Annotated in this window: 12 protein-coding genes; 8 read left to right on the top strand and 4 right to left on the bottom strand. The window is 43.1% G+C overall.

The window, feature by feature from the left end; genetic code table 11:
- Nucleotides 1–81 precede the first annotated feature (81 nt).
- Together V7K60_RS24850 and cbiT are read right to left on the bottom strand one after the other, a co-directional pair.
- Nucleotides 82–969, bottom strand: coding sequence for a phosphatidate cytidylyltransferase (locus V7K60_RS24850; protein ID WP_334929276.1), 888 nt, complete (start codon nt 967–969; stop codon nt 82–84).
- Between the two features lie 15 nt (nt 970–984).
- Nucleotides 985–1,587 (bottom strand): precorrin-6Y C5,15-methyltransferase subunit CbiT, encoded by a 603-nt coding sequence (gene cbiT, locus V7K60_RS24855; RefSeq protein WP_099100273.1) that lies wholly within the window; start codon nt 1,585–1,587, stop codon nt 985–987.
- 93 nt (nt 1,588–1,680) lie between these two features.
- Here cbiT and V7K60_RS24860 point away from each other — a divergent pair, with 93 nt between their 5' ends.
- From V7K60_RS24860 to V7K60_RS24870, 3 genes are all read left to right on the top strand, one after another.
- Nucleotides 1,681–3,072 (top strand): serine/threonine protein kinase, encoded by a 1,392-nt coding sequence (locus V7K60_RS24860; RefSeq protein WP_334929278.1) that lies wholly within the window; start codon nt 1,681–1,683, stop codon nt 3,070–3,072.
- 69 nt (nt 3,073–3,141) lie between these two features.
- Nucleotides 3,142–4,515, top strand: a complete 1,374-nt coding sequence (locus tag V7K60_RS24865) for a serine/threonine protein kinase (protein WP_334929280.1) — start codon at nt 3,142–3,144, stop codon at nt 4,513–4,515.
- A gap of 170 nt (nt 4,516–4,685) precedes the next feature.
- The gene (locus V7K60_RS24870; RefSeq protein ID WP_334929282.1) at nt 4,686–4,859 is read left to right on the top strand and encodes a Sec-independent protein translocase subunit TatA/TatB; all 174 of its coding nucleotides are present in this window, start codon (nt 4,686–4,688) and stop codon (nt 4,857–4,859) included.
- Between the two features lie 48 nt (nt 4,860–4,907).
- On the opposite strand, the gene cphA is transcribed toward V7K60_RS24870, so the two are convergent.
- Both cphA and V7K60_RS24880 read right to left on the bottom strand, forming a co-directional pair.
- A complete protein-coding gene (gene cphA, locus V7K60_RS24875) occupies nt 4,908–7,613 on the bottom strand; it encodes a cyanophycin synthetase (RefSeq protein ID WP_334929284.1) in 2,706 nt (901 codons plus the stop codon).
- Between the two features lie 174 nt (nt 7,614–7,787).
- Nucleotides 7,788–8,651 carry a cyanophycinase gene (locus V7K60_RS24880; protein WP_094348499.1) on the bottom strand — a complete coding sequence of 288 codons (864 nt, stop codon included), beginning with the start codon at nt 8,649–8,651 and terminating at the stop codon, nt 7,788–7,790.
- 548 nt (nt 8,652–9,199) lie between these two features.
- Here V7K60_RS24880 and trmD point away from each other — a divergent pair.
- The 5 genes from trmD to V7K60_RS24905 all read left to right on the top strand — a co-directional run bounded on the left by trmD (nt 9,200) and on the right by V7K60_RS24905 (nt 14,319).
- The gene (trmD, locus tag V7K60_RS24885; RefSeq protein ID WP_334929286.1) at nt 9,200–9,916 is read left to right on the top strand and encodes a tRNA (guanosine(37)-N1)-methyltransferase TrmD; all 717 of its coding nucleotides are present in this window, start codon (nt 9,200–9,202) and stop codon (nt 9,914–9,916) included.
- A 45-nt stretch (nt 9,917–9,961) separates the two neighbouring features.
- On the top strand, nt 9,962–10,447 hold the full coding sequence (ispF, locus tag V7K60_RS24890) for a 2-C-methyl-D-erythritol 2,4-cyclodiphosphate synthase (RefSeq protein WP_334929288.1): 486 nt from the start codon (nt 9,962–9,964) through the stop codon (nt 10,445–10,447).
- Nucleotides 10,448–10,509: 62 nt separating this feature from the next.
- Complete coding sequence (locus V7K60_RS24895) at nt 10,510–12,291, top strand: ABC transporter substrate-binding protein (RefSeq protein WP_334929290.1); 1,782 nt, start codon at nt 10,510–10,512, stop codon at nt 12,289–12,291.
- Nucleotides 12,292–12,371: 80 nt separating this feature from the next.
- Nucleotides 12,372–12,503: a hypothetical protein gene (locus V7K60_RS24900; protein ID WP_334929292.1), complete on the top strand. Its 132-nt coding sequence runs from the start codon at nt 12,372–12,374 to the stop codon at nt 12,501–12,503.
- A 25-nt stretch (nt 12,504–12,528) separates the two neighbouring features.
- Nucleotides 12,529–14,319, top strand: coding sequence for an ABC transporter substrate-binding protein (locus tag V7K60_RS24905; RefSeq protein WP_334929294.1), 1,791 nt, complete (start codon nt 12,529–12,531; stop codon nt 14,317–14,319).
- Nucleotides 14,320–14,331 lie beyond the last annotated feature (12 nt).

Consider the following 14,331-nt stretch of genomic DNA (forward strand, 5'->3'; position numbering starts at 1 on the left):
TGCCCAATGCCCAATACTTCGACTTACCTCGGCTTCGCTCGGCACAAGTCGCTCAGTACAAGTGCCCCATGCCCAATTCACCTATTTACTAACTAGTGGCAAAAGTAATGTCACAAAATAGTAAACCAAAGGAGCTGTGAAAATATAACTATCGGTACGGTCTAAAATACCACCATGACCGGGGATTAACTGCCCAGAATCTTTAACTCCAGCATCCCGCTTGAGCATAGATTCTGTGAGATCCCCTAAAAGACTAGCAATACCAATCAGCAAACCCAATGCTAAACCTGTGAAGGGGGATTTGGGCAAGTGGAGATAATAGGCTCCTGCTATGGCTACGGCAACACTTGAAGTAATACCAAAGACAGCGCCTTCAACAGTTTTTTTCGGGCTAATGTCAGATAAACGGGTTTTCCCAAAGAATTTGCCAATAGTGTAAGCACCGATATCAGCTGCCCAAATACACAAAAAAGTTAGTAGTGTGGCTGTAAAACCTTGTGCTAAAGAAGCGGAATTTGCCTTTTCCCAGAAATCTGTCCAGGTTGTGGGCCAGTAACCTCCAAAAGGGAGATTGCTAAAAGTAGCGCTATCAATTGCTCGTAGCCGCACCCAGTAACTTGGTAAATAACCTACGTAAAATAGCCCCATAATGGAAGCGGAAACATCAGCGATCGTGGCAAATTTGGGTTGAAACAGCAGGTAAAAACAAATAAGTGTGCCAGCTATTGGCATCACAGCGTCAGCTAAACTGCCATCAAGGGTACAAATAACCAGTAATACTTGGCTGACAGCCATAGTGGTTTTAGCGGCGGGAGCGATGCCTCTGGCTCGCACCAAATTAAAATATTCTTGTTGACCCAAAAAGATGATGACCGCAAAGATGATGGTAAAGTACCAACCCCCCAAAAGGGTTGCCCAAAGAGCAAGAGCGATCGCAACAATTCCACTTATAATCCGAGACCAAGGCATAGAAGTATTTTGGATTTAGTCTAGTTTCTCACCACTGAGGATAAAAATGGGATCAACGGCGGTAAAAGTTTGAGAAAAGCCGCGTGTCTCTAGGCGGTTAACCGCAGATTGGACAACTTCGATATTTCTAGCCCTTAATAGGGAAAAGCTCTGGGAAATAGCATACAGACTTTCTAGATTAGCAGCTGTGGCTACAACCCGACCGGATGGCGGCAAATAATGCCAAGCTGCTTGCAGAATTTCCTGAATGGGGCGACCTCCCTCAATACAAACGCGGTGAGGGGTAATTTTGAGGTCATGCAAACACTCTGGGGCGCTGCCTTCAACAACTTCGACATTTTTCACATCAAAGCGATCGCAGTTACGCTTGATCAGATTAGCTACTTCTTCATCCCTTTCGATAGCGATAATCTGTCCGCCTGGACACAATAGCCCCACCTCTACCGGAATTGTACCTGTCCCTGCACCAATATCCCACAACACGGAATCTGATTTTAGCCGCAGTTGGGCAATCAATAGTAGTCGGACTTCTCGCTGGCTCAGGGGAATTCCTGGCAAATGCTCGAATAATTCATCGGGAATACCAGGGGTAATATAAGGCCAAAGTTGGGAGGGCATAGAACTACGCAATTATACTAAAGATATCGATTTGCCAAATTGAAAAGCTATAAGCTATAAAACTTTTCAACCGTAGCATTACAAGAAACCATAATGATTGGCGAAATATTAAGCGAACGCTACGAAGTTCAGCAGCTATTTGGAAAAAAAGCAGGGCGACGGACGCTATTAGCTCGTGACTTGCAAACTCAGAAATTAGTTGTCATTAAATTACTCTCTTTTAGCAGTGACTTTGAGTGGGATTCACTCAAGTTGTTTGAGCGAGAAGCCGAAACTTTAAAAAACCTAGCACATCCCTCAATTCCTGGCTATTTAAACTATTTTGAGGTAAATTTACCAACCATCAAAGGATTTGCTCTAGTACAAACTTATATCCCTGCACAAACTTTAGAGCAATGTTTACAAACTGGACGAAGTTTTACCGAAGCTGAAGTCAAACAGATAGCCAAAGCAGTTTTAGAAATTCTCATTTATCTACATAGGCTGTATCCGCCTGTAATTCACCGTGATATTAAGCCTAGCAATATTTTATTGGGGGAGCGTTCTGGCAATAGTGTCGGTCAAGTTTATTTGGTAGATTTTGGCTCAGTACAGACTGTCCTGGCTAGCGAAAGCGGGACAAGGACTGTGGTAGGAACTTATGGCTATATGCCACCAGAGCAATTTGGCGGACGCACTGTTGCAGCATCAGACCTTTATAGTTTAGGCGCAACCTTAATTTATTTAGTGACAGGTACTCATCCAGCCGATTTACCCCAAAAGGATTTTCGCATTCAGTTTGAACAACTGGCTAATCTCAGTCCCAGCTTTAGCAATTGGTTAAAGTGGATGATTGAACCTAGTTTAGAACGGCGTTTGAGTTCTGCTGAACAAGCGATCGCAGCTTTAGAGAAACCACAACCGACAAACTTGCCTACTTTAGTTGTTGGTAAACCAGATGGGAGTAAGATTCAACTAACCAAAAATGGGGATTCTCTAGAAATTATCGTTCCACCATCTGGTTTTGATCCATCGATAGTATTCACAGGTTTATTTGCGATCATCTGGAATTCATTTATCTTATTTTGGACAATTGGCGCACTCTCAGCACCTTTTCCTGTCAACATCCCCTTTGCCTTGTTCTCGCTTCCTTTTTGGGGTGCTGGCTTCATGATGGTGTATAAATTTTTATTTCATTTATTTGGACATATCTGCTTACGCCTGAATTCCGAACAAATTTCCCTAAGCTGGGAGTTGTTTGCTTGGAAATTTTATCGTCCCCGTGCATCACCAAGACAAAGTATTAATAAGTTAGTTTATATTCCCAAACATTTTACTAAAGATTCTGAAGGCACGAGAATTGCCGTTCCCGCACAATTGGATATTTGGGTAGGAGTAAAAAAATATCAACTTGGTGGTAGTAGTGGTGCAATTAAATCCGAAGCAGAACTGGAATGGTTAGCTGATGAATTAAGCGATTGGTTACGTATGGATATTAGCGAGTAGTATTTTATGTAATATTTTGAAATATAATTAGCTAAATTCAAATGTTTAAATTATAAAAATTTACTAATTATGATTGGTCAAATATTGGGAGATCGCTACGAAGTTCAGCAGCTATTAGGTAAAAAAGCTGGGCGTAGAACTTTGCTAGCTCGTGACTTAAAAACTCAGGAATTAGTTGTCATCAAGTTACTCTCTTTTGGTAGTGACTCTGAATGGGACGATTTCAAGCTGTTTGAGCGGGAAGCCAAAATTTTAAAAAACCTAGCACATCCCTGTATACCTCGCTATTTAGACTATTTTGAGGTAAATTCACTAACTACTCAAGGATTTGCGCTAGTACAAACTTATATTGCAGCACAAACTTTAGAGCAATACTTACAAACTGGGCAAACTTTTACCGAAGCTGAAATCAAACAGATAGCCAAAGCACTTTTAGAGATTCTGATTTACTTACATGGGCTGTATCCGCCTGTGATCCACCGTGATATTAAGCCTAGCAATATATTATTGGGCGATCGCTCTGGTAATAGTGTCGGTGAAGTTTATCTGATCGATTTTGGTTCGGTGCAAACCGTCCTGGCCACAGAAACCGGGACTAGGACTGTGGTAGGAACCTATGGCTATATGCCACAGGAGCAATTTGGCGGGCGTACTGTTCCCGCTTCTGACCTTTATAGTTTAGGTGCAACTTTAATTTATTTGGTGACGGGTACTCACCCAGCCGATTTACCCCAAAAAGATTTTCGCATTCAGTTTGAGCTAGCGGCTAATCTCAGTCCCAGCTTTAGCAATTGGTTAAAGTCGATGGTTGAACCCAGTTTAGAAAAGCGTTTGAGTTCTGCTGCTGTTGCGATCGCAGCCTTAGAGAAACCACAGTCAATAAATTTACCTACTTTGGTTGTTGGCAAACCAGATGGGAGTAAGATTCAATTAACCAAAAATCAGGATTCTCTAGAAATTATCGTTCCACCAGCTGGTTTTAATCGATCAACAGTATTCATGGGTTTATTTTTGATCGCCTCGACTTCATTCTGGCTTTGTTGGATAATTGGCACACTCTTGCTTTCTGGTAAGTGGTTAGCCTTATTTTTTCTTCCCTTTTTGGGTCTTAACTGTTGGGCCATACATGAGTTTCTTCTCTTGAAGTTTGGACGCCTCTGCTTACGCCTGAATTCAGAACAAATGACCTTAACCTGGGAATTGTTTACTTGGAAATTGGATAAACGGCGTCCATTACCGAGACAAAGTATTAATAAGCTGGTTTACATTCCAAAATACTTTAATGGAATTACCGTTTCAGCACTATATATTTGGTCAGGAGGACAAAAATATCAGATTGGTGCGAACAATGGCGGTATTAAATCTGAAGCAGAACTTGAATGGTTAGCTCATGAATTAAGTGATTGGTTAGGTTTGCCAATTACTAATCCAATGGGAAGTTAGTTGAGCTGATTATTGACGAATTGATATCAATTCGATATCAGTTGTCTGTTGGAGCGATCGCCCTTATACCCTGTTTTTGCAAAAGGGTCGAGCACTTATCACTGGCGAATTTATCGGATTTGAGCCATCAATGTCTATATTTAATTACAGATGCCTTAGAGGAAATTTATATGTTTGGACTGGGATGGCCAGAAATAGCTGTAATTAGCATAGTCGCTATTCTAATTTTCGGCCCAAAAAAAATTCCTGAAATGGGGACTGCACTGGGCAAAACCCTACGAGGTTTTAAGGAGGAGATGAAAACTCCCAGCGAGGAAACCAATCAGGAAGAAGAAAAACAGTAATTAAAAGAGTCAGGAGAAGCCAACGCGGTGCTTCCTCCTGATTCCTGACTACAGCAAAGTATTAACAACAGAAGAAGGTGCGATTCCATTTTGGGAATCGATGACAGTTGTGCCGGGATTTTGTTGGTGTGTCTCTTCTTTGGCTAAACCACGCAGCTTAATTAACTTAATTGCGCGAGTAACACTTTCTGGCAAAATTACCACTAGACTGTTATCAGGAGCCATGTCTAAGCCTTTATTGATCGCTTGGGTTTCATCCAGAATTGATTCATAGCGGCTATCAGGCTTAACTTCCGTGATGCCTTGAATAATCAACTGGGCGGCTGATCCCCGTAGTCGTCCCCGTGTATCATCGTCTTCTTTGATGATGATGTAATCAAAAATTTGCGCTGCTAATTTGCCCAAAGTAACAAAATCTTCGTCGCGGCGATCGCCTGGGCCACCAATTACGCCTATTCGTTGTCCTGTAGTCCAGTTCCGCACAAAGGAACCTACAGCTTCGTAACTAGCTGCGTTGTGGGCATAGTCCACCAAAGCGTGGTAGTTGCCTAAATTAAATAGATTCATTCGTCCCGGTGTTTGGCTAACTGAAGCCCGGAAGGTCTTCAAACCAGCACGAATCTGCTCAATTGTGACGTTTTGTACAAACGCTGCCAAACTTGCTGCTAAAGCGTTGGCAATCATAAACGGCGCACGTCCGCCCATTGTTAAAGGTATATTTTCGGCTCTTTCTATGCGGTGTGTCCAATCACCTTTAACAATTGACAAATAGCCATTTTCATATACTGCCGCTACTCCACCCTTTTGGATGTGCTTCTGCACTAATTCTGAATCAGGGTTCATAGTGAAGTAAGCAATATTAGCCTTAGTTTTTTCTGACATGGCGGCGACGCGGCGATCGTCGGCGTTAAGTACCGCATAGCCATCAGGGAATACAGCTTCCGCTACTACACTTTTGAGATTAGCTAACTGCTCAATGGTATCTATATCGCCTATTCCTAAGTGGTCGGAGGCTACATTCAATACTACTCCTACATTTGCTGCTTCAAAGCCCAATCCAGAACGGAGAATACCACCGCGAGCCGTTTCCAGTACTGCTACTTCTACTGTGGGATCTTGGAGGATGACGTGGGCACTTTGGGGACCTGTATTATCACCAGATTCTACTAAGTAATCACCGATATATGTTCCATCAGTAGTAGTATAACCTACTACTTTTCCAGTCTGTTTATAAATATGTGCTAGTAGTCGAGTAGTGGTGGTTTTGCCATTAGTACCCGTGATGCTGAGGATGGGAATTTGGCTAGATTGCTCGTTAGGAAACAGCATATCCATCACTGCACCAGCAACGTTGCGGGGAATACCCACGCTTGGGGCAACGTGCATCCGAAAACCGGGAGCGGCGTTAACTTCAACAATCACGCCATCTACTTCCCGCAGAGGACGGCTAATATCTGTGGTGACGATATCGAGTCCGGCGATATCCAAACCGATAATCTTAACTACTCGTTGCGCCAACCAAAGATTTTCTGGGTGAATTTCATCGGTACGGTCTACGGCACTACCACCTGTACTCAAGTTGGCTGTTGCCCTGAGATAACAAATAGTACCTTTGGGTGGGACGCTATTTAGGGTGTAACCTTGCCTTTCTAGGAGCTGGTAGCTGGTGCGGTCTAGTTCTATCTTGGTCAGGACGTTATCATGTCCTTCACCGCGATTTGGGTCAAGGTTTGTTTCCTCAATCAGTTCGGCAATGGTGGATCTGCCGTTGCCAATGACATGAGCCGGGACACGTTCGGCTACTGCTACTACTTTCCCATTTACGACCAGTACCCTGTGGTCACGCCCAACGTAATATCTTTCAACAATAATTGACCGAGAAACTTGTCTGGCAGCTTCGTATCCAGCTTCAGCTTCTTCCCAAGTTCTGATATCAATGGTGATCCCACGTCCATGATTGCCATCCAGAGGCTTAATAACGATAGGATAGCCGCCAACGAACTCAATGGCTTGTTCCAAATCGTCTAAGAAGTTGATTACTGTACCTCTGGGTACTGGCGCACCAGCAGCAGCGAGGATACGTTTAGTCGCTTCTTTATCGCAAGCTAGTTCTACACCCAGAATGCTGGTGTTGTCCGTCATTGTCGCCTGCATCCGCTTCTGGTTCACGCCGTAGCCTAGCTGAATCAAAAAGCGGGCTTCCAGCGACATCCAGGCAATGCCTCTTTTTTCTGCTTCTTTGACGATCGCTTCCGTAGAAGGCCCCAAGGAAGCATCACGAGTGAAGTCTTTCAGGTCTTGGATATCTTGCTCTAGTTCTGCCTTGGGATAACGGCCTCGATCAACGATACTCTGGCATAGCCGTACTGCGGCTCGTCCAGCGTAGCGTCCCGCTTCCTCATTCAGATACTCGATTACTACTTGGTAAATTCCGGGCGTGGCAGTTTCGCGGGTGCGACCAAAGCCGACATGCATCCCAGCTAATTCTTGGAGTTCTAAGGCTACGTGTTCTACTATGTGCCCGATCATAGTGCCTTCTTTGACTCGCATCAGAAAACCACCGCGACAGCCAGGCGAACAATAGTGACCCTCCAGACTCGGCAGCGCCTCAACTAATCCTTCATAAAAGCCAGGGATTTCATTCGAGGGCGTCTCGCCAAGGGTTTCTAAATCGAGGCGCATGACGATCAGTTTGTGGCGTCGAATGCTCCAATAGTTTGGGCCGCGTAATGTCTGGATCTTGAGGATTCTCATGGGAATAGGTAGATGGAGATTCGGAACCAAAATTCTAGTTTCTTACTGGAATTGACCGCTAAACTGTTCATTGCAAACAGTTTTTTCTTTTTACATAGTATTCTTATCATTTTTCTACGGTAAGAAATAATAAATGTGCGGTCAACTCAGTGTAACCTCAGATACTCTATCCCGTCAGCTGGAGATTCGGTGTACAGCAGGCAATACAGTCCGCTGGTACAAGTGGAAGCGATCGCCGTAGCTGAGGATATGGAGACGTAAATTATGCACAGTTAACGGTTCATTAGCACCGACATGGGGTTCGTTGGTGTGGGTCAGCTCAGTGGGATCGACAATGGTGACACTACCTTTACCCATAACTTGTAGCCAACCATCACGTTCAAACACAGCACAAGTATCTTCGTCAATGCCAATACCTAAGCGATCAGGATGAGCTGCGATCGCACTAATCAGTCGCCCCATCCGATTACGGTTGTGAAAGTGTTGGTCAACGATTACTTCTGGAATAAATCCCAAACCCGTTGCCATATCTACTAGGGAACGATTGGGCGTCTCTCCACTACCGCCGCCAGCAATCATGTGATGCCCCATCACCGCCGCTCCTGCACTGGTGCCTGCTAACGTAAGTTGCCCCGCCCTCACCCGCTGGCGAATAATTTCCATTGCTGGCGTATCTGCCAATACGCCACAAAGACGCAGTTGGTCCCCTCCGGTCAAAAATACCCCACTACAGGCTTCTAAGGATGCTTTGATCTGGGAGGCTTCACACTGTTCTCGTTCACGGATGTCTAAAATCTCTACCTTCTGGGCACCCATTTCTTCAAAAATGCGAATATACCGACCACCGATGATGGCGGGTTCGCGAGAGGCAGATGGAATAATTGTAATATAAGCCTTACTAGCACCGGCTCGTCCAAAAAAAGTTCGTAGGATTTCGCGCCCATGAACTTTATCTTCTGCGCCTCCGATAACCAGAACGGCGGTTTTAGTTGCTTGGGGTGTCCTCATTTCTAGCGATTTAGCTTGTAATTGCGGCATTGTGTTTCTCCTGTCAACAACTTCAGGTGAATTTAACAAGGTTCAGAAGCCTAATGATTTTTGCGCTTTGCTTCTTTGAGAGGACACTTTTTTGAAGTTTGGAACTGGGTCAGCCACTCTCCAAATTCTTGCTTAACGCACACGAAACCTCAGTCTAAACGTGTTCGTTCCCATTCATCAAAGCCAGCGCCTTGTTTTTCACCTGTCCACTTGCAGCAGGGCAAAATAGTCTTTAGGGGGCTAGATTCCCACTCTTGGGTTAGGGACGAGCAGTTAAGACTACACTTTTTTCTGAGACTGGCTCGATGCATCCTGGAAGTTGTTAACTTGATATGATTATTAATTTAAATGTAGTTGTGACAACATTTAAACATAAATTAAGTAATTAGAAAAACTTTTGATCCCATCTAAAATCCAAGAGGTCTGGTAGTTTTAGATACTATTGATAAAGTTTAACTGAAGTTTGACTCGACCTTGAACTGACCTTGGCTTGATGGTGTTTGCTAGACATTCAAATTTAAGATTAGTGTCCTCGAATACGAATAACTGTGCGCTTTGATATAGTTACGCTTTTTCCTGACTGTTTTAACTCTGTTCTCAATTCTGGGCTGCTAGGTAAAGCCTTAGCCAAACAGATTGCCGAAGTGCATCTGGTTAACCCACGGGACTTTACCACTGACAAGCACCGAAAAGTAGATGATGAACCCTACGGTGGCGGTGTTGGGATGCTAATGAAGCCAGAACCTATTTTTACCGCTGTGGAGTCGCTGCCGATTCTACCTCGAAGAGAAGTAATTTTGATGAGTCCACAGGGTCAAGCAATTAATCAACCTCTTTTGAAAGAATTGGTGACAAATTATGACCAATTAGTAGTTATTTGTGGGCATTACGAAGGAGTGGATGAGAGGGTGCTACATTTGGTAACTCGTGAAGTATCTTTGGGCGATTTTATTCTGACTGGTGGGGAAATTCCAGCAATGGCTTTGATTAATGGCGTAGTGCGTCTAATACCAGGAACCGTAGGCAAAACTGAATCCCTGACAGCAGAAAGTTTTGAAGAAGGGTTATTGGACTATCCCCAATATACTCGTCCTGCCAATTTTCGCGGCTTGAAAGTGCCTGATGTCTTGCTCAGTGGGAATCATGCCGCGATCGCGCGGTGGCGTTACGAACAACAAATTAAAAAAACTCGCGATCGCCGCCCCGATCTCCTGGAAAAATCGAAACAGGGGGAGCAGGGGAGCAAGGGAGCAGGAAGAGAATAATTTCTAACTCCTGACAAATGACAAATGACAAATGACAAATGACAAATGACTAAAATTCGTATTGGTAATGGCTACGATATTCACCAACTGGTGAGCGATCGCGCTTTGATTTTAGGTGGAATTCAAATTCCCCATGAACTGGGTTTATTGGGGCACAGTGACGCTGATGTGCTGACCCATGCAATTATGGATGCCATGCTTGGGGCATTATCTTTGGGGGATATTGGTCATTATTTTCCACCTAGCGATCCAAAATGGGCGGGAGCAGATAGTTTAGTACTATTAACTCAAGTACATAAACTGATTCGCGATCAAGGCTGGCAGATCGGAAACATTGACTCAGTGATAGTAGCAGAACGTCCAAAATTAAAACCGCATATTCACAACATGCGCGACAAACTAGCGGCGGTTTTAGAATTACAACCAAATCAAATTGGTATCAAAGCTACTACTAACGAAAAATTAGGCCCTGTTGGACGTGAAGAAGGTATATGTGCTTATGCTGTCGTCTTGCTAGGTGCTTCAGAATAACTTTCTTTTAGCCTCTGAGCAAGATATTGAAAACTGATTAGGATCAAAATAAATTTAAAATTATGAAATTTGTTAGACAAATATTTCTGGCAATTAAATATTTTTGGTTACCAATAATTCTAACTTCAGCAACAGCACTTATACTTACTGCCTGCAACCCAGCTAACTTCAAAAGCGCAGCTGCTCAAGTGCCGCAGTTAGTAAGTAGCATTCTCAGCGATCCCAAAACCTTTAACTACCCTCTGAGTCAAGAGTCTCCCAATGTTTTTTCTCTAATTTACGAGGGGCTAGTTACCCAAAACTCGATAACTGCTAAAGTCGAGCCAGCTTTAGCGGAATCCTGGCAAATTTCTGATGATAAATTAAAGATTGTTTTTACCCTACGCGAAGGGTTGAAATGGTCTGATGGTCAGCCGCTAACAGTAGATGATGTAGTGTTTTCCTACAACAATATTTACTTTAACGAAGCGATTCCTACAGATGTAAGAGACGGCTTGAGGATTGGTGAAAGTCGGAAACTGCCCACTGTGCGAAAAGTGGATGAGCGCCGGGTTGAGTTTAGCGTACCGGAACCCTTTAGACCTTTCTTGCTAAGTACAAGTTATCCCATTTTGCCCGCTCATGTGTTGCGAAAATCAGTAAAAACGAAAGACCAAGATGGGAAGCCGATTTTTCTGACGCAATGGGGCGTTGATACTCCTCCCGACCAAATTATTGTCAACGGCCCTTACAAAATAGAGCGCTACGATACTAGTCAGCGTGTGGTCTTCCGGCGCAATCCCAACTATTGGCGCAAGGATGCTCAAGGTAATTCCCAGCCTTATATTGAACGGGTAATTTGGCAAATTGTGGAATCAACAGATACCTCCTTGCTGCAATTTCGTTCTGGTGGGTTAGATACTGTGGGAGTATCGCCAGATTACTTTTCTTTGCTAAAGGTGCAAGAAAAACAGGGTAATTTCACAATTTATAATGGTGGACCAACATCTAGTACATCGTTTGTTTGGTTCAATCTCAACAAAGGTAAAAGGGACGGAAAACCACTGGTCGATCCAGTTAAGTCTCGGTGGTTCAATAATGTGCAATTTCGGCAAGCTATAGCTTATGCAATTGACCGCCAAACGATGATTAATAATACTTTTCGCGGCTTGGGTGTGCCACAAGATTCACCGATTTCTGTACAAAGCCCCTATTACCTTTCCCCTAAAGAGGGGTTAAAAGTTTACGATTACAATCAGAAAAAAGCGAAGGAATTACTGCTAAAAGCAGGATTTAAGTACAACAACAATCAGTTAGTAGACGATCGGGGAAATCGTGTCCGTTTCTCTTTGCTTACCAATGCTGGAAATAAAATCCGTGAGGCAATGGGATCGCAGATTAAACAAGACTTGAGCAAAATCGGCATTCAAGTTGATTTCACCCCGTTGGCATGGAATACTTTTACTGACAAAACTTCTAACTCCTTGGATTGGGAAGCTTCTTTGATGGGTTTGACCGGCGGATTAGAGCCGAATGATGGTGCTAATGTCTGGGCACCTGAAGGCGGATTACATATGTTTAATCAGAAACCTCAAGCAGGACAAAAGCCGATTCAGGATTGGGAGGTTGCTCCTTGGGAAGCAGAAATAGGGAATCTTTACATTCAAGCTGCACGAGAATTGGACGAAGCTAAAGTTAAAGCGATTTATGCCGAAACACAGCGGATTACTCAAGAAAATTTACCTTTTATTTACTTGGTTAATCCTTATTCCATGTCAGCGGTGCGTAATCGTTTTGAAGGAATTAAATTCTCTGCCCTTGGTGGCGCATTCTGGAATATTGAACAAATTAAAGTAACCGATTAGTCATTAGTCATTAGTCAGTAATTAGTGGCATCTAACAACTGATAACTGATAAGTGACAAAGGACAAAGGACAAATGACCAATGACAAATGACAAAACTTTGCAATCGCTCTTAGAAGTGGTTGCCAATGGTAAAGTTACTCCAGATATAGAATTAGACGCACTTGAATCTTTGTCCTATAAACCTGCGGGTGAATTTATTGACCATAATTAGACAAAATTCCAGTAAATTTAATTCTATGAAATCACCCTCCATCTTTTTTGCAATTAGGCGTTTTTGGTTGCCAATAATTCTGACTTTAGCAACAGCACTTACACTTACCGCCTGCAACCCAGCGAACTTTAAAAGCGCAGCTGCTCAAGTACCGCAACTCGTCACCGCAGTTTTGAGTGAGCCTTCAACTTTTAACTATGCTTTAAATGAATCAGCATATAGCGTTTTTAGCTTCATCTATGACTCATTGATTAATGAGAATCCCCTAACCACAAAACTAGAGCCTGCTTTAGCAGACGACTGGGAAGTTTCTGAAGATGGTCAACGGATTGTAATCACTCTGCGAGAAGGAATTAAGTGGTCAGATGGTCAGCCAATGACTGCTGATGATGTTGTCTTTACTTATAACGAAATCTACCTCAACCCCAAAATTCCCACCTCTACCAAGGATGTCCTAAGAATTGGTGATAAGGGAACTTTGCCAAAGGTCAAAAAAATCGATGAGCGCCGAGTTGAATTCAGTATACTAGAACCCTTTGCTCCTTTTTTAAGATATGTAGGTCGTTTCCCAATTATGCCAGCCCATGCTCTACAGAAAGCAATTCGCACAGTTGGATCTGATGGAAATCCTAGGTTTCTCTCAATGTGGGGAACAGGCACTGATCCGAAACAAATTGTTGGTAACGGCCCATATATCATGGAAAGTTACGTTTCCAGTCAGCGAATTATATTTCGGCGTAATCCATATTACTGGCGCAAAGATACTCAGGGTAATTCTCAGCCTTACATTGAGCGTATTGTTTGGCAAATTATTGAATCTACTGAAAACCAGTTGATTAGTTTTCGCTCTGGGCAATTGGATAATTTAGAAGTTCCTCCTGAAGGTTTCAGTTTGCTGAAGCGAGAAGAAAAACGGGCAAAGTTTAAAATTTATAACGGTGGGCCAAGTACAAGTACGAGTTTTATTGCTTTCAATCTGATTAAAGCAAAGAATTCTCAGGGTAAACCTTTTGTAGACCCAATTAAATCTATATGGTTTAATAAAAAGGAATTCAGGCAGGCTATAGCCTACGCCCTGGACCGCGAAACGATGAAAACAAATGTTTATCGGGGACTGGGGGAACTGCAAAATTCATTTGTTTATGTCAAAAGTCCCTATTTCCTGACTCCAGAAAAAGGGCTAAAGGTATATAATTACGAACCAGATAAATCGAAGAAATTATTGTTACAAGCTGGTTTCAAATATAATGACCAAAATCAGCTTTTAGATACTGATGGTAATAGAGTCAGATTTACACTCTTAACGAATTCGGAAAGAAAAGTTAGAGGAGATATGGCATCCCAAATCAGGCGGGATCTCGGTAATATTGGGATTCAAGTAGATTTGCAAATTCTCAGCTTCAATTCCTATCTAGAAAAACTCAAAGTTACGCATAATTGGGATTGTTACCTTGGAGGATTTACTGAAGGCGGTATTGAACCCCACGGCGCTAGCAAAATATGGAGAATTACCGGTGCATCCCACGCATTTAATTTGGGGCCACAACCGGGAGATCCACCCATAATTGGCTGGGAAGTTTCCGATTGGGAAAAGGAAATTGACAGGCTTTACATTAAAGGCGCACAGGTATTGGATGAAAACAAGCGCAAAGAAGTTTATTATGAATATCAGCGCATTGCCTCAGAACAGTTGCCGTTTATTCATTTAGTGGAGAGGTTGAATCTGCAAGCAGTGCGCGATCGCTTCCAAGGAATTCAATATACTGCTCTTGGTGGGCCATTCTGGAATCTCTACGAACTGAAAGTAACCGATTAGGCATAGGGCATA

The organism is Nostoc sp., assembly GCF_036917555.1.
Classification (GTDB): Bacteria; Cyanobacteriota; Cyanobacteriia; order Cyanobacteriales; family Nostocaceae; genus Nostoc.